Raw genomic sequence first — 16455 nt, forward strand, 5'->3', positions numbered from 1 at the left:
GCTTGCCGCTCGCAAAGAAAAGCCGCCTGAAAAGGCGGCTCGTTCAGCTCACTCAGGCCTGCGGGCGCATGTGCGGGAACAGGATCACATCGCGGATCGACGGCGAGTTGGTCAGCAGCATCACCAGGCGGTCGATACCAATGCCTTCGCCCGCGGTCGGCGGCATGCCGTACTCCAGCGCGCGAACGAAGTCGGCGTCGTAGTGCATGGCTTCGTCGTCACCGGCGTCTTTCTCGGCCACCTGGGCCAGGAAGCGCTCGGCCTGGTCTTCGGCATCGTTGAGCTCGGAATAGGCGTTGGCGATTTCGCGGCCACCGATGAACAGCTCGAAACGGTCGGTCACGGCCGGGTTGTCGTCGTTGCGACGGGCCAGCGGCGACACCTCGAACGGGTACTCGGTGATGAAGTGGGGCTGCTCCAGCTTGTGCTCGACCAGCTCTTCGAAAATCATCACCTGCAGCTTGCCCAGGCCTTCGTGGCCCAGCACCTTGGCACCGGCCTTCTTGGCGATGTCACGGGCGCGGTCGACGTCCTGCAGGTCGGCGGCGGTCAGCTCCGGGTTGTACTTGAGGATCGAGTCGAACACCGACAGGCGGGCGAACGGCTCGCCGAAGTGGAACACCTTGTCGCCGTACGGCACGTCGGTGCTGCCCAGAACCAGCTGCGCCAGCTCGCGGAACAGTTCCTCGGTGAGGTCCATGTTGTCGCGGTAGTCGGCGTAGGCCTGGTAGAACTCGAGCATGGTGAATTCCGGGTTGTGCCGGGTCGAAACACCTTCGTTACGGAAGTTGCGATTGATCTCGAACACCTTCTCGAACCCGCCCACGACAAGCCGCTTGAGGTACAGCTCCGGTGCAATGCGCAGGAACATGGCCATGTCCAGGGCATTGTGGTGGGTTTCGAAAGGCTTGGCCGCAGCACCACCCGGGATGGTTTGCAGCATGGGCGTTTCGACTTCGAGGAAGTCACGCTCGATGAGGAACTTGCGAATGTGCGAGATCACCTGCGAGCGCACACGGAAGGTGTGGCGGGTTTCTTCGTTGACCATCAGGTCGACGTAGCGCTGGCGGTAGCGCTGCTCGGTATCGGTCAGGCCGTGGTGCTTGTCGGGCAGCGGGCGCAGCGACTTGGTCAGCAGGCGCACGTTGGTCATTTCGACGTACAGGTCGCCTTTGCCAGAGCGGGCCAGGGTGCCTTCGGCGCTGATGATGTCGCCCAGGTCCCAGGTTTTGACTGCGGCCAGGGTTTCTTCCGGCAGGGTCTTGCGGTTGACGTAGACCTGAATGCGGCCGGTCATGTCCTGGATCACCATGAACGAGCCACGGTTGAGCATGATGCGGCCCGCCACCTTGACCGGAATCGCGGCTGCTTCCAGCTCTTCCTTGGTCTTGTCCGCGTACTGCTTCTGCAGGTCGTTGCAGTAGCTGTCGCGACGGAAGTCATTGGGGAAGGCATTGCCCTTGGCACGCTCGGCGGCAAGTTTTTCCTTGCGCAGGGCGATCAGGGCATTCTCTTCCTGTTGCAGGTCTTGCGATTCGGTCTTGAGGTCGCTCATCTGGTCATTTTTTCCATCAGGTATTCGTTGCCCTTTTCGGGCAGGGCACGCGCCAGCGGCGGTTAGCCGATGGCGCGGCGGTGGAGTACGGCTTACAGGCCCTGCTTCAGGCTTGCTTCCAGGTACTGGTCGAGGTCGCCGTCCAGCACCTTCTGGCAGTCGCTGCGTTCCACGCCGGTACGCAGGTCCTTGATACGCGAGTCATCCAGCACGTAGGAGCGGATCTGGTGGCCCCAGCCGATGTCCGACTTGCTGTCTTCCAACGCCTGCGAGGCGGCGTTGCGCTTTTGCATTTCCAGCTCGTACAACTTGGCCCGCAGCATTTTCATGGCGGTGTCCTTGTTGGCGTGCTGCGAACGTTCGTTCTGGCACGCCACCACGGTGTTGGTCGGTACGTGGGTGATACGTACGGCCGAGTCGGTGGTGTTGACGTGCTGGCCACCGGCACCGGAGGAACGGTAGGTGTCGATGCGCAGGTCGGACGGATTGATCTCGATTTCGACCTTGTCGTCGATTTCTGGCGAAACGAACACCGCCGAGAACGAGGTGTGGCGACGGGCGCCGGAGTCGAACGGGCTCTTGCGCACCAGGCGGTGCACGCCGATTTCGGTGCGCAGCCAGCCAAAGGCGTACTCGCCCTTGATGTGCACGGTGGCGCCCTTGATACCGGCTACTTCACCTTCGGACAGTTCGATGATGGTGGCGTCGAAACCACGCTTGTCGGCCCAGCGCAGGTACATGCGCAGCAGGATGTTGGCCCAGTCCTGCGCCTCGGTACCGCCAGAGCCGGCCTGGATATCCAGGTAGGCGTTGTTCATGTCCATTTCGCCGCTGAACATGCGACGGAACTCAAGCTGAGCCAGGTTTTCTTCCAGGCCCTCCAGCTCGGTCACGACGTCGCCGACGGCGCCTTCGTCATTTTCCTCGACAGCCATGTCGAGCAAGTCCTGGCAGTCGCCCAGGCCGTTGGACAGCTTGTCCAGGGTCTCGACCACCTGTGCCAGCATGGCACGCTCGCGGCCCAGGGCCTGCGCGTACTCGGGCTTGTTCCAGACGTTGGGGTCTTCCAGCTCGCGGTTGACTTCGATCAGGCGGTCATGCTTTTGATCGTAGTCAAAGATACCCCCGAATTGACTGGGAACGCTCGGTGAGGTCCTTGATGGTGTTCAGGATCGGTTGGATTTCCATGGGCTGGCTACTCGCACGAATTCGGTGAAAAGCCTGCGAGTATAACCGAGTCCGCCGCAGGGCGGCAGACCCGCCGGGCGGTAGCCTGTACATGAGCTACCACGAGGGCCGGTGCTGTTATCGGCGCGTCAGGCAATGCCGACCTGGTTGCGCCCGCCATTCTTGGCCAGGTACAGGCCCTTGTCGGCCGCCGAGATCAGTTGCCGGCAATGGCTGCCGATACTCGGGGTCTGGGTGGCCAGGCCAATGCTCACGGTCAGAAACGCATCAGCCGCCGGTGCAGTGTGCGGGATCCCCAGGCCATGCACGGTCTGGCGCAGCTTTTCGGCCACCAGCCGTGCCCCGCCAGGCGAGGTGTTGGGCAGCACCAGGGCGAATTCCTCGCCGCCGTAACGCGCGGGCAGGTCACTGGGCCGCGAGCACGAGCCGCGGATCGACTCGGCCACCTGGCGCAGCGCCTCGTCACCGGCCAGGTGGCCGAAGCTGTCGTTGAAGGCCTTGAAGTAGTCCACGTCGATCATCAGCAGCGACAGTTGTTGCTGCTCGCGCATGGCCCGGCGCCACTCCAGTTCCAGGTATTCGTCGAAGTGCCGGCGGTTGGACAGCCCGGTCAGGCCATCGGAGTTCATCAGCCGCTGCAGCATCAGGTTTGAATCCAGCAGCTGCTGCTGGCTGACGCGCAGGGCGCGGTAGGCCTCGTCGCGCTGCAGCAGGGTCAGGTAGGAACGCGAGTGGTAGCGAATGCGCGCCACCAGTTCGATGGTGTCCGGCAGCTTGACCAGGTAATCATTGGCCCCGGCCGCAAACGCCGCACTCTTGACCAGAGGGTCTTCCTTGGTGGAGAGCACGATGATCGGAATGTCCTGGGTCGCCGGGTTGTTGCGGTACTCACGCACCAGGGTCAAGCCATCCAGGCCCGGCATGATCAGGTCCTGAAGGATGACCGTGGGCTTGATGCGCATGGCCTGGGCCACCGCCTGGTGGGGGTCGGCACAGAAGTGGAAGTCGATGTTGTCCTGGTTGGCCAACCCTCGCCTCACGGCCTCGCCGATCATGGCCTGATCGTCGACCAGCAGTACCATCGCCGCGTTTTCGTTGGTGGTCGCGAAACCTTCGATCGGTAAATCATCCATACATGGTCACCCGATCACTACCGGCGTGGCGGCGTGATTCAATACGTGTCGTCATTTTCCAAAAATTTCCGTCAAGCGCCCGGCGATGTGGTCCAGCGGGCGAATTTCCACGGCAGCATCAATGGCTGCGGCGGCCTTGGGCATGCCGTACACCGCACTGGTGGCCTGGTCCTGGGCAATGGTCAGGAAACCCTGCTGACGCATCAGCTTCAGGCCTTGGGCACCGTCGCGGCCCATGCCGGTGAGCAATACCCCCACCGCATCGCCGTGCCAGTGTTGGGCCACGCTCTCGAAAAACACATTGATCGACGGCCGGTAGATTTCATTCACCGGCTCGGCAGTGTAGGCCAGTTGGCCGTTCTTTAGCAGGCGGATATGGTGATTGGTGCCGGCCAGCAGCACCACGCCCGGCTGCGGCGGCTCGCCTTCACGGGCCAGCCGCACCTCCCGTTTGGCGGCGGTGCCGAGCCACTCGGCCATGCCTGCGGCAAATACCTGGTCCACATGCTGGACCAGAACGATGGCCGCCGGAAACGCCGGCGGCAAGCCTTTGAGCAACACCTCCAGGGCTGCCGGGCCACCGGCCGACGAACCAATCGCCACCAGGCCGCGACGCTGTGAAGCTTCGCGCAGCGGCAGCTCAACCGGGCGCGCAACCGGTGCACGCTGCTGGCCAATCAGCCAGCCGATATTGAGGATCTTGCGCAGCAGCGGGGCCGCCGCTTCGCGGGGATCACCCGCGCCCAGTGCCGGGGTGTCCACCACATCGAGCGCGCCATGGCCCATGGCCTCGAACACCCGGTGCACGTTCTGCTTGCGGTCGACCGTGACGACGACGATGGCACATGGGGTTTCGGCCATGATCCGCCGGGTCGCCTCCACGCCGTCCATCACCGGCATGATCAGGTCCATGAGGATCAGGTCCGGAAGCTGCTCGGTACAACGCTGCACTGCCTCGGCGCCATTGCTGGCCACCCACACCAGCTCGTGCGCGGGCTCAAGGGCGACTGCGCGGCGTAGGGCCTCGACCGCCATGGGCATGTCATTGACGATGGCGATCTTCATCCCTGAGCCCCTCCGATCAGTTCCACCACAGCATCCAGCAACGCGTCGTCGTGGAAACTGGCCTTTGCCAAATAGTAGTCGGCCCCAGCATCCAGGCCACGCCGCCGGTCTTCCTCACGGTCTTTGTAGGACACCACCATCACTGGCAAGCCTTGCAGGCGCTGGTCGCGCCGCACCAGGGTGACCAGTTCGATACCGTCCATGCGGGGCATGTCGATATCGGTGATCAGCAAATCGAAGTCTTCACTGCGCAAGGCGTTCCAGCCGTCCATGCCGTCTACCGCTACCGCCACGTCGTAGCCACGGTGGCTGAGCAGCTTGCGCTGCAGCTCGCGCACGGTCAGTGAATCGTCGACCACCAGGATGCGTTTGTGCGCCACCCCACGGGTGCCGCCGCTGCCGCGTTCGATACGCTCCAGGCTGCCGGTGCTCAGCAGTTTATCCACCGAGCGCAGCAGGTCTTCGACATCGACGATCAGCACCACTGAACCATCATCGAGCAAGGCACCCGAAGAAATGTCCTGCACCTTGCCCAGCCGTGGGTCGAGCGGCATCACCACCAGCACGCGTTCGCCTACCAGGCGCTCCACGGCCACACCGTACAGTTGCTCGCGCTCACGGATCACCACGACCCGCAGGCTGCTGCCGTCGCTTTGCCCCAGCGGGCGGTTGAGCAACTGGCTGGCCGCCACCAGGCCGATGTGCCGGCCCTCGTGCCAGAAATGCTGGCGGCCTTCGATCTGCACGATCTGCTCGGCGGTGACGTCCAGGGTGCGCTCGATATGCGCCAGCGGAAAAGCGTAAGCCTCGCCACCGACCTCGACGACCAGGCTACGCACCACGGACAGGGTCAACGGCACCTGCAGATGGAAGCGGCAGCCCTGCCCTGGCTGCTGGCTCAGCTCGATCGAGCCGCGCAGTTCGCGAATCATGTGTTGCACCGCATCCAGCCCGACGCCGCGCCCGGACACTTCGGTCACCTTGTCGCGCAGGCTGAAGCCGGGCAGGAACAGGAATGTCAGCAGTTCCGCTTCGCTCATGCGCGCCACGGTGTCGGCCGGCGACAGGGCGCGCTCGACGATACTGCCGCGCAGGCGCTCCAGGTCGATACCGGCGCCATCGTCGATCAGCTCCAGGCTGAGCATGCCAGCCTGGTGCGAGGCACGCAGGCGCACCAGCCCTTCCGCTGGCTTGCCCGCCAGCAGGCGCCGTTCCGGAAGTTCGATGCCGTGGTCCACGGCATTGCGCAACAGGTGGGTCAATGGCGCTTCAAGCTTTTCCAGCACATCACGGTCGACCTGGGTTTTTTCGCCCTCCACCACCAGCCGTACCGGCTTGCCCAGCGAGCGGCCGAGGTCTCGAACCATGCGACTCTGCCCGGCCAGCACATCGGCGAATGGCCGCATGCGGCAGGCCAGGGCCGTGTCGTACAGCAACTGCGCACGCTGACTGGCCTGCCAGCCGAACTCATCGAGGTCGGCGGCCTGCTGTTGCAGGATCTGCTGGGTCTCGACCAGCAGGCGCTGGGTTTGCGCCAAGGCTTCGAGCACTTCACTGTTCTGGCCGCTGTCTTCCAGCTGCATGCGCACGCCGTCGAGCGCCTGCATCCCTTGGCCGTGCATGCGTTTGAGGCGCTGCAGGGTGGCCAGGTAAGGCTTCAGGCGCTGGGTCTCCACCAGCGACTTGCTGGACAGGTCGAGCAGGCTGTTCAGGCGGTCGGCAGTGACCCGTAACACCCGTTCGCCTGCATCGCCGACGCGCTTGCCCACCTTGCGCCGCAGCGCTGGCTCGGGCTCGGGCTCGGGCTCAGGCTCAGGCTCGGCGTCGGGCTCTGACAGCTCACTGGGCAGCACCAACGGTGCCGGCGGCGGGCTGACCGACGGCGACGACGGCGATACGGCCACTGCCGCCACGGGCAGCGGCGGCACGCCGGCGCCGCCTGGGTCGAGCAGGCTGGTCATCTGCGCAAGAAACACCGGCAGGGTCGCCTGCGCTGCGCTGTCGCCCGGTGTGGCAATGCGCATCAGCAAGTCGGTCCCCTGCAACAGCGCATCGATATGCTCGGCATTCAACCTCAGGCGCCCCTCCTGGGCGGCTACCAGGCAATCCTCCATGACATGCGCGACGCTGACGCCCGCGTCCACGCCAACGATACGGGCGGCGCCCTTGAGCGAGTGGGCCGCGCGCATGCACGCCTCGAGCTGGTCAGCCTGGGTAGGGTTGCGCTCGAGTGCCATCAGGCCGGCGCTGAGTACCTGGGTCTGCGCTTCGGCCTCCAGGCTGAACAGCTCGAGCAACGAGGCGTCGCGCATTTGCTCTGGGGTCATGACAAGCTCCGCTGCACGGCAGCCAGTAAGTGTTGATCGTCCAGTACCCGCACGCTGCGCCCGCGCCATTGCAGCACCGCCGCGGTATAGCGGGTGGCGTCCTGGCCACTGCCCAGCAACAGCGGGTCGAGCCGGTGGATGCCGTCGATTTCCTCGACCGCCACCACCACCGGGCCGCCCTCGCTGGCCAGGATCAGCATGCGTGGCATCGCCCGGCCGCTGCGCTGCTCGGCAGCACCCGCCTGAACCCCCAGCAAGTCGGCCAATGACAGGCATGGCACCAGCGCCCCACGTACGTTGGCGACCCCCTGCAACACCCGCGAGCGCTGGTGCGGCAACGAATGCACGGCCTGCAACGGGGCGATTTCGGCCAGGCAGGCGGTCGCCAGCGCCAGCCATTCTTCACCCAGACGGAACAGCAACATGGAGCGACCGATGTGCTCTTGCAGCGGCTCACGCTCGGCCGCCGAGTGCTCCTGCGCCAATGCATAGCGGTCAAGCAGGCGGGTAGCCGCAGCGGCGTAGACTTCGCAGTTGCGGCAATGCACGTGCCGCTCCAGTAGCGGGCATTGCTTGTTGCCATGTACACCAATGCGGTTCCAGCAGTCGTCGATGAGCGCATCGTCATCGGCCAGCAGTTGCATCGCGGATTCACCGTTCACCGTTCAGACTCCCGCCCAGCCCGCGCCGCCCGCTCCTGCAGGCGCCGGGCCCCGGCCAGGTCACCCTGGGCCGCAAGCAGGGCCGCCAGGTGCAGCAACGCCTCGGGGTGTTGTGGCTCCAGATACAGCGCTTTGCGGTAGTGGGTCAGCGCTTGCTGTGCGTCGCCCTCGGTATCGCTGAGCAGCCCCAGCCAGTAATACACCTGCGCCGCCGGCGGGTACTGGCCCAGGTAGCGCTGGCATTCGTGGCGAGCCTGTGCGCTGGCGCCGGCATTGGCCAGCCGGGCGATGCCGGCCAGCAGTTCGCTGGGGCCCTCACCCGCAGCCTCGCGGGCCGGCGCTGGCCGGGCCACCACCGGCAGCGCACGCTGCGGCCGCGGCTCCGGCAAGGCCGGCTGCGAATACCCGGCAGGCCCGGGCCCCCGCCAACTGCGCCTGGCAGGTGCTGCCGCTGCCGCCGGCGCAGGCGCAGGCGTGCTGCTGCCTGGGTCTCGTACGTAGGCAAACGACTGGGCGATCCCCAGCGGGCGCATGCCCAGGCGCGCCAGCAGGCTGCCCTCGGCCGGACCGATGAACAGCACCCCCTGTGGGTGCAGCAGGCGCTTGAGCACTTCGAAGACGCGTTGCTGGGTCGGCACGTCGAAGTAGATCAGCAGGTTGCGACAGAACACGAAGTCATACAGGCCATCGCGGCTGGCCAGCAGCGGGTCGAGCACATTGCCTACCTGCAGGCTGACTTGCTGGCGTACCCGCTCGTGCAGGCGGTGGCCTTCGTCGACCACATCGAAGTAACGCTCGCGAAAACCCAGCTCGCTGCCGCGAAAGGCATTGCGGCCATACACGGCCTGCCCGGCCTTGGCCACCGAGCTGGGGCTGATGTCCATGCCATCGACCAGGAACGCCCCCGGCGCCATACCGGCATCAAACAAGGCCATGGCCAGCGAATAGGGCTCCTCGCCCGTCGAGCACGGCAGGCTGAGCAACCGCAGCGGCCGCGCGCCGTCCAGTTCGGCACGGCGCTTGTGCGCCAGGGCCGCCAGCGCGGTGAAGGACTCGGGGTACCGGAAGAACCAGGTCTCTGGCACGATCACCGCTTCGATCAGTGCTTGTTGCTCTTCACCGGACTGCTGCAGGCGCAGCCAGTAGTCGTCCAGATCGGCAGCGCCCACCGCTACGCTGCGCTGGCGCAGTGCACGCTCGACCATCGGCGTGCCGACAGACTCCACATCCAGGCCAATACGCTCACGCAAGAAACGGAAAAAACGCTGTTCGGTCATGTCGGCCCCCCGGTCGGGCCCTGCGTGTACAGCAATGCGTGCACGGCGTCGGGCAGCAGGTCATTGACTTCGATGCGCTGCAGCATGCCAAAGGCATCCTGCCGCACCGGCCCCAGGTAAGGGGCTTCGCTGGTGTCTACACCGTAGGGCTGGAACTCATCGGGCCGGCAGCGCAGGGTCTCGGTTGCCTGCTCCAGCACCAGCCCCAACTGCAGCCCAGCCCGGTAGTGCACCAGTACCAGCCGGGTGCTGGTGCGCTGCGCCGCCGGCTGGCCGAAGCTGAGCGCGGCCAGGTCGATGACGGGTATGAGCAGGCCACGGTGGGCCAGAATACCCGCCACCCAGGCTGGCGCCTGGGCAATCGGCTTGAGTGGCCGAAGTGGCAGCACTTCGACCACCTCGTGCACGCTCAGGGCAAAGCGTTGTTCCCTGATACGGAACTGCAGGTACAGCGCCCCCTTGGCGTTGCCCGGCTGTGCGGCCGGCGCTTGCGTGTCGGTCATCGCGGTCAGACTTTGAAACGCGACACGCCGCCACGCAAGCCAGCGGCCACCTGGCTAAGCTCATCGATGGCAAAGCTGGCCTGGCGCAGCGACTCGACGGTCTGGGTGCTGGCATCACTGAGCTGGGCCAACGCCTGGTTGATCTGCTCGGCACCGGTGGCCTGGGCCTGCATGCCTTCGTTGACCATCAGCACGCGCGGTGCCAAGGCCTGTACCTGGTGAATGATCTGGCTCAGTTGCTCGCCGACCTGCTGCACTTCGAACATGCCCCGGCGCACTTCTTCGGAAAACTTGTCCATGCCCATGACCCCGGCCGACACCGCCGACTGGATCTCGCGCACCATCTGCTCGATATCGTAAGTGGCCACGGCGGTCTGGTCGGCCAGGCGCCGCACCTCGGTGGCCACCACGGCAAAGCCACGGCCATACTCACCAGCCTTTTCCGCCTCGATCGCGGCGTTGAGCGACAACAGGTTGGTCTGGTCGGCCACCTTGACGATCGTCACGACCATCTGGGTAATGTTGCTGGCTTTCTCGTTGAGGATGCCCAGCTTGGCGTTGACCAGGTCGGCGGCGCCCATCACCTGGTGCATGGTCTCTTCCATGCGGGCCAGGCCCTGCTGGCCGGAGCCGGCCAGGCTGGAGGCCTGGTCGGCGGCCGAAGTGACTTCAGTCATGGTGCGCACCAGGTCACGCGAAGTGGCGGCAATTTCCCGCGAGGTGGCGCCGATTTCCGTGGTGGTGGCTGCGGTTTCGGTGGCAGTGGCCTGCTGCTGCTTGGACGTGGCGGCGATCTCGGTAACCGACGTGGTGACCTGCACCGACGAGCGCTGGGCCTGGGCCACCAGGTTCGCCAGCGCTTCGGCCATTTCGTTGAAGCCGCTCTCGATGGCGCCGAACTCATCCTTGCGTTCCAGGCTCAGGCGCACGCTCAGGTCACCCGAACGCAGCTTGTCGAGGGCTCGGACGATACGCTGCATGGGCGCGGTGATGGCGCGCATCAGCAACAGGCCGCACACCCCGGCCGCGACAATGGCCAGCAACAGCGAGACGATCATGCTGCCCTTGGCGGTGGTCACGGCACTGACGATATCGCGGGTGGCGGCATCAGCGGAGGCGCGGTTGTTCTCGATGACATCGTTCAGGTGCTTGCGACCGTCGACCCAGGCGGGTGTGAGTACGTCGTTGATCAGGCGCTGGGCTTCGGCGTAGTTGCGCTGACGGTAGGCATCCAGCACCTGGCCGACAATCTTCATGTAGTTTTCTTCAAGCTGCACGAAGCTGTCGAAGCGGGCCTGGTCGTCATGGCCCTGGATGGTGCTCTGGTAACTGGCCATGAATTGCTTCAGCCGGTCTTCGAAACTCTTGAACAGTTCCATGTCGGCCGAGGTGATTTCCCGGTGGTTGGACAGCCCGACCAACTGTTGGCTGGTGACGTAGCTGTCGACCCAGGCGCTGCGGATCATCGAGCTGTAGTAGACCCCGGGAATGCTGTCTGTACCTACGGCGGCTTCGGCGGTTTCGATGGCGGCCAACCGCGAGTAGGCGGCCACGATCATCAGCAGCATGATGGCGATGATCACGGCGAAACTTGCCAGGATCCGTTGGCGCAACGTCCAGTTCTTCACATTCAGCCCTCAGGAATTCACAACGAGCGGGGAAAATCGCCGAAGTATAGCCTAGAGGCCTTACGCTTTTGCGGGTGAAATGTGGGGTAACCTGGCATCCCCGCTAATGGACGGAGCCCATCATGGAAAAGTCGCTTCGTTTGTGGGAGCGGCCTTGTGTCGCGAAAGGGCCGCGCAGCGGCCCCGGCATTTCATGCGGCGAAGCTAAAATCTTTGGGGCTGCTGCGCAGCCCTTTCGCGACACAAGGCCGCTCCCACAAGGACCGCGTCGCTTACTGGCCTGCGGCTGAGCGCACCTGGCTCTCTAACTCCTGGCGCAAACCCGGGTCCAGACGCAACTGGCGGGCCAGCTCATCGAGGTAGGCGCGCTCCATGAAGTTTTCCTGGTCGACCATCATCGTGCTGGCCAGGTACATCTCGGCAGCCATCTCGGGCGTCTGTGCGGCGCGGGCGACTTCAGCCGGGTCCAGCGGCTTGTTCAGTTCGGCGTGCAGCCAATGCTGCAACTCGCGGTCGCTGTCCAGGCGGGTGAACTCACCTTCGATCAACGCCCGTTCGCGTTCGTCGATATGGCCGTCGGACTTGGCCGCAGCCACCAGCGCCCGCAACACCGCCTGGCTGTGCTGCTCGACCTGGGCCGGCGGCAAGCGGTCGACCGTCTGCGGCTCGCTGGCAGCCACCTGCTGGCGCGCCTGCCAGTTGCCGTAGGCCTTGTAGGCCAGCACCCCGAGTGCCGCGAGGCCACCATAGGTCAGGGCCTTGCCCCCATATTTGCGCGCCTTCTTGTTGCCCAGCAGCACGCCCAGTGCGCCACCGCCCAGCAAGCCACCACCGGCCCCGGACAACAGGCCGCCAAGCCCGCTGGCGCCAGCGCCGGGTTTGCCGGAAGCAGACGATTTGTTCAGCAACTCCTGGCCAGATTTGAGCAGTTGGTCCAGCAAGCCACGGGTGTTCATGTGCAAGTCTCCAGGCATGGGAAGTCATCCGCCAGATTAAGGCCTGCCCGGTAAAGGACCATGCGCGGATTTGCTTCTGGATGTTGCATTGACTGGCAAAAAGCCAACTAGACTCGACCACTGCCGCGACCACAATCTCCAACAAGAGGGAACACCCATGCCCGTGCACAAGACCGCATTGCTCGGCGCCACCACCTGTGCCGTGCTGGCCAGTACCGGCCTGCTGGCCGCCGAACCGCCCAAGGCCCTGGGGCCTGGCGAAGGGCGCCTGGACATCGTCGCCTGGCCCGGCTACATCGAGCGCGGTGAAAGCGACAAGGCGTATGACTGGGTGACCGGCTTCGAACAGCAAACCGGCTGCAAGGTCAGCGTGAAAACCGCTGCCACCTCGGACGAAATGGTCAGCCTGATGGCCAAGGGGGGCTACGACCTGGTTACCGCCTCGGGCGATGCCTCGTTACGGCTGATCGCCGGCAAACGGGTGCAACCGATCAACACCGCCTTGATCCCCAACTGGAAAAACATCGACCCGCGCCTGCAGAACGGTGGCTGGTATGTGGTCGATAAACAGGTCTATGGCACCCCGTACCAGTGGGGGCCGAACGTGCTGCTGTACAACACCCACACGTTCAAGCAGGCACCGACCAGCTGGGGCGTGGTGTTCGTGCCGCAGGACCTGCCCGATGGCAAGCCGAACAAAGGCCGCGTACAGGCGTATGACGGGCCGATCTACATCGCGGACGCGGCGCTGTACCTGAAGTCGGCCAAGCCCGAACTGGGCATCCAGGACCCGTATGAACTGACCGAAACGCAATACCAGGCGGTGCTCGAACTGCTGCGCCAGCAGCAACCGCTGATCCATCGCTACTGGCACGACGCCACAGTGCAGATGAGCGACGTGAAGAACGAAGGCGTGGTCGCCTCCAGTTCGTGGGGCTACATGGTCAATGGCCTGAAGGCCGAGCACCAGCCCGTGGCGTCGACCATCCCCAAGGAGGGCGCTACCGGCTGGGCCGATACCACCATGCTGCACACCGATGCCAAGCACCCCAACTGCGCCTACCAATGGATGGACTGGTCGCTGCAGCCGAAGGTCCAGGGTGACGTGGCCGCCTGGTTCGGGTCGTTGCCCGCGGTGCCGGCAGCCTGCAGTGGCAGCGAGTTGCTCGGCGCCGAGGGTTGCAAGACCAACGGCTTCGACAACTTCGACAAGATCGCCTTCTGGAAAACCCCGCAGGCCCAGGGTGGCAAGTTCGTGCCCTACAGCCGCTGGACTCAAGACTACATTGCCATCATGGGTGGGCGCTGAGGGTTTTTCCGCCTGTTCCGGCCCTGTGGTGTGATCCCTGTGGGGCCGGCTTGCCGGGGACAGGGCCGATACAGGCAAGACAAGAACAACAGAGAACCGCGTATGCCCCTAGCCGTCCAGTTCACCCAGGTTTCCCGTAGCTTCGGCGAGGTCAAGGCCGTAGACCAGGTCAGCATCGACATCAGCGATGGGGAGTTCTTCTCCATGCTCGGCCCGTCCGGCTCCGGCAAGACCACCTGCCTGCGCCTGATCGCCGGCTTCGAGCAGCCAAGCAGCGGCTCGATCCGTATACACGGCCTGGAAGCTGCCGGCGTGCCGCCCTACCAGCGTGACGTCAATACCGTGTTCCAGGACTACGCGTTGTTCCCGCACATGAACGTGCTCGACAACATCGCCTATGGCTTGAAAGTGAAAGGCGTGGCCAAGGCCGAACGCCACAGCCGTGCCGAGCAAGCCCTGGCCATGGTGGCCCTGGCCGGCTACGGCGCGCGCAAGCCGGCGCAGCTTTCGGGTGGCCAGCGCCAGCGTGTGGCCCTGGCGCGGGCACTGGTCAACAGGCCCCGTGTGCTGCTGCTGGACGAGCCGCTGGGCGCGTTGGACCTCAAGCTGCGCGAACAGATGCAGGGCGAGCTGAAGAAGCTGCAACGCCAGCTAGGCATCACCTTCATCTTCGTCACCCATGACCAGACCGAGGCGCTGTCGATGTCGGACCGGGTCGCGGTGTTCAACCGCGGCCGCATCGAACAGGTCGACACCCCGCGCAACCTGTACATGAAACCCGCCACCACCTTCGTCGCCGAATTCGTCGGCACGTCCAACGTGATGCGTGGCGAATTGGCGAGGGCGCTCAACGGCCACCCGGCGCCGTTTTCCATCCGCCCTGAGCACATCCGCCTGGGCGACCCGGTGGTCACCAGCCACGAGGTCCAGGTCAGCGGCCTGCTGCGCGATGTGCAGTACCAGGGCAGCGCCACCCGGTACGAGTTGCAACTGGACAATGGCCAACTGTTGGCGGTAACCCAGGCCAACGACCGCTGGCAGGCACAGCCCCAGGCCTGGCAGCCCGGGCAGCGGGTGCAGGCGCACTGGCCGCGCGAGGCGATGACCGTGCTGCAGGAAAGCGCTGGGCCATTGCCATGAGCGCGCTGCGAGGCCTGGCCGATGTGTTGTACCGGCGCCCCAACCTGTACCTGGCCCTGCTGCTGATCCCGCCACTGACCTGGTTCGGCGCCATCTACCTGGGCTCGTTGCTGAACCTGTTGTGGCAGGGTTTCTACACCTTCGACGACTTCACCATGGCGGTCACCCCGGACCTGACCCTGGGCAACTTCGCCGCGCTGTTCAACCCGTCGAACTTCGACATCATCCTGCGGACCTTGGGCATGGCGGTGGCGGTGTCACTGGCCAGCGCGGTACTGGCGTTTCCCATCGCCTACTACATGGCGCGCTACACACGCGGCAAGACCAAGGCATTTTTCTATATCGCCGTGATGATGCCCATGTGGGCCAGCTACATCGTCAAGACCTACGCCTGGACCCTGCTGCTGGCCAAGGGTGGGGTGGCCCAGTGGTTCGTCCACCAGCTGCACTTGGACGCCCTGCTGCAAGCCGTGCTGACGGTGCCGGGCGTGGGCGGCAGCACGCTGTCGACCTCGCACCTGGGGCGCTTCATGGTGTTCGTGTACATCTGGCTGCCATTCATGATCCTGCCGATCCAGGCCTCGCTGGAGCGCTTGCCGCCGTCGCTGTTGCAGGCCTCGGCAGACCTTGGCGCACGCCCCGGGCAAACCTTCATGCAGGTGATACTGCCGCTGTCGATTCCCGGTATCGCCGCTGGCTCGATCTTCACCTTCTCGCTTACCCTCGGCGACTTCATCGTGCCGCAGCTGGTGGGCCCACCCGGCTACTTCATCGGCAGCATGGTCTATGCCCAGCAAGGGGCGATCGGCAACATGCCGATGGCGGCGGCATTTACCTTGGTGCCGATCGTGCTGATTGCGCTGTACCTGTCGATCGTCAAGCGCCTGGGGGCCTTCGATGCACTCTGAACAAGCCTCTGTACGGTTGCGCCTGGCGGCCTGGGGCGGGCTGTTGTTCCTGCATTTCCCGATCCTGATCATCTTCCTGTACGCCTTCAACACCGAAGACGCAGCATTCAGCTTCCCGCCCACGGGGTTTACCCTGAAGTGGTTTGCCGTGGCCTTCGCCCGCACCGATGTGCTAGACGCGATCAAGCTGTCGTTGCAGGTCGCCTGCCTGGCGACCCTGATCGCCCTGGTGCTCGGCACACTGGCATCGGCCGCACTGTACCGGCGCAGCTTTTTCGGCAAAGAGGCCATATCGCTGATGCTGATCCTGCCCATCGCCCTGCCCGGCATCATCACCGGCATCGCCCTGCTCTCGGCGTTCAAGACCTTGGGCGTGGAGCCCGGGGTGTTCACCATCGTGGTCGGCCATGCCACATTCTGCGTGGTGATCGTCTACAACAATGTGATCGCCCGCCTGCGGCGCACCTCGCACAGCCTGATCGAGGCCTCCATGGACCTGGGTGCCGATGGCTGGCAGACCTTTCGCTACATCATCCTGCCCAACCTCGGCTCGGCACTGCTGGCCGGCGGTATGCTGGCCTTTGCCCTGTCGTTCGATGAGATCATTGTCACGACCTTCACCGCCGGCCACGAACGCACCCTGCCGATCTGGCTACTCAACCAGCTCAGCCGGCCGCGCGACGTGCCGGTGACCAATGTGGTAGCCATGCTGGTGATGTTGGTGACCATGCTGCCGATCCTTGGCGCCTATTACCTGACCCGTGGCGGCGACAGCGTTGCGGGCAGTGGCAAATGACCCTGGAG

At 64.7% G+C, this 16455-nt stretch carries 14 protein-coding genes; 4 read left to right on the plus strand and 10 right to left on the minus strand.

What is annotated here, in order from left to right:
• Window positions 1-52: 52 nt before the first annotated feature.
• From lysS to QME24_RS09340, 10 genes are all read right to left on the minus strand, one after another.
• Window positions 53-1555 carry a lysine--tRNA ligase gene (lysS, locus tag QME24_RS09295; RefSeq protein ID WP_009686998.1) on the minus strand — a complete coding sequence of 501 codons (1503 nt, stop codon included), beginning with the start codon at window positions 1553-1555 and terminating at the stop codon, window positions 53-55.
• 92 nt (window positions 1556-1647) lie between these two features.
• Window positions 1648-2743 (minus strand): peptide chain release factor 2 gene (prfB, locus tag QME24_RS09300; RefSeq protein ID WP_104148317.1). Its coding sequence is split into 2 segments (ribosomal slippage): window positions 1648-2670 and window positions 2672-2743, totalling 1095 coding nucleotides; the frame shifts between segments, so codons are not numbered across the junction.
• A 128-nt stretch (window positions 2744-2871) separates the two neighbouring features.
• Window positions 2872-3876 carry a Wsp signal transduction system regulator diguanylate cyclase WspR gene (gene wspR / locus QME24_RS09305; protein ID WP_029888047.1) on the minus strand — a complete coding sequence of 335 codons (1005 nt, stop codon included), beginning with the start codon at window positions 3874-3876 and terminating at the stop codon, window positions 2872-2874.
• 51 nt (window positions 3877-3927) lie between these two features.
• Window positions 3928-4941: a chemotaxis response regulator protein-glutamate methylesterase gene (locus tag QME24_RS09310; RefSeq protein ID WP_054881192.1), complete on the minus strand. Its 1014-nt coding sequence runs from the start codon at window positions 4939-4941 to the stop codon at window positions 3928-3930.
• The gene (locus QME24_RS09315; protein ID WP_281690823.1) at window positions 4938-7268 is read right to left on the minus strand and encodes a hybrid sensor histidine kinase/response regulator; all 2331 of its coding nucleotides are present in this window, start codon (window positions 7266-7268) and stop codon (window positions 4938-4940) included. Before QME24_RS09315 ends, QME24_RS09310 begins: the two co-directional genes overlap by 4 nt.
• Window positions 7265-7930, minus strand: a complete 666-nt coding sequence (locus QME24_RS09320; RefSeq protein WP_029887715.1) for a chemotaxis protein CheW — start codon at window positions 7928-7930, stop codon at window positions 7265-7267. Before QME24_RS09320 ends, QME24_RS09315 begins: the two co-directional genes overlap by 4 nt.
• Window positions 7927-9207, minus strand: a complete 1281-nt coding sequence (locus tag QME24_RS09325; protein WP_054881190.1) for a CheR family methyltransferase — start codon at window positions 9205-9207, stop codon at window positions 7927-7929. The genes QME24_RS09320 and QME24_RS09325 overlap by 4 nt, the downstream gene beginning before the upstream one ends.
• Window positions 9204-9710: a chemotaxis protein CheW gene (locus tag QME24_RS09330; protein ID WP_054881189.1), complete on the minus strand. Its 507-nt coding sequence runs from the start codon at window positions 9708-9710 to the stop codon at window positions 9204-9206. Before QME24_RS09330 ends, QME24_RS09325 begins: the two co-directional genes overlap by 4 nt.
• A 5-nt stretch (window positions 9711-9715) precedes the next feature.
• On the minus strand, window positions 9716-11338 hold the full coding sequence (locus QME24_RS09335) for a methyl-accepting chemotaxis protein (RefSeq protein WP_029887718.1): 1623 nt from the start codon (window positions 11336-11338) through the stop codon (window positions 9716-9718).
• Window positions 11339-11610: 272 nt separating this feature from the next.
• Window positions 11611-12294 (minus strand): tellurite resistance TerB family protein, encoded by a 684-nt coding sequence (locus QME24_RS09340; RefSeq protein ID WP_029886743.1) that lies wholly within the window; start codon window positions 12292-12294, stop codon window positions 11611-11613.
• A 157-nt stretch (window positions 12295-12451) separates the two neighbouring features.
• Here QME24_RS09340 and ydcS point away from each other — a divergent pair, with 157 nt between their 5' ends.
• From ydcS to QME24_RS09360, 4 genes are all read left to right on the plus strand, one after another.
• Window positions 12452-13603 carry a putative ABC transporter substrate-binding protein YdcS gene (gene ydcS / locus QME24_RS09345; protein ID WP_192439725.1) on the plus strand — a complete coding sequence of 384 codons (1152 nt, stop codon included), beginning with the start codon at window positions 12452-12454 and terminating at the stop codon, window positions 13601-13603.
• Between the two features lie 102 nt (window positions 13604-13705).
• Window positions 13706-14743 (plus strand): ABC transporter ATP-binding protein, encoded by a 1038-nt coding sequence (locus QME24_RS09350; RefSeq protein WP_054881187.1) that lies wholly within the window; start codon window positions 13706-13708, stop codon window positions 14741-14743.
• Window positions 14740-15651: an ABC transporter permease gene (locus QME24_RS09355; RefSeq protein WP_009683460.1), complete on the plus strand. Its 912-nt coding sequence runs from the start codon at window positions 14740-14742 to the stop codon at window positions 15649-15651. Before QME24_RS09350 ends, QME24_RS09355 begins: the two co-directional genes overlap by 4 nt.
• Entirely contained in the window at window positions 15641-16447 is an 807-nt protein-coding gene (locus tag QME24_RS09360) for an ABC transporter permease (protein ID WP_281690824.1), read from the plus strand. The genes QME24_RS09355 and QME24_RS09360 overlap by 11 nt, the downstream gene beginning before the upstream one ends.
• Window positions 16448-16455: the final 8 nt, after the last annotated feature.

The organism is Pseudomonas sp. PARCl1, from assembly GCF_947311875.1.
GTDB classification, from domain to species: Bacteria; Pseudomonadota; Gammaproteobacteria; order Pseudomonadales; family Pseudomonadaceae; genus Aquipseudomonas; species Aquipseudomonas juntendi.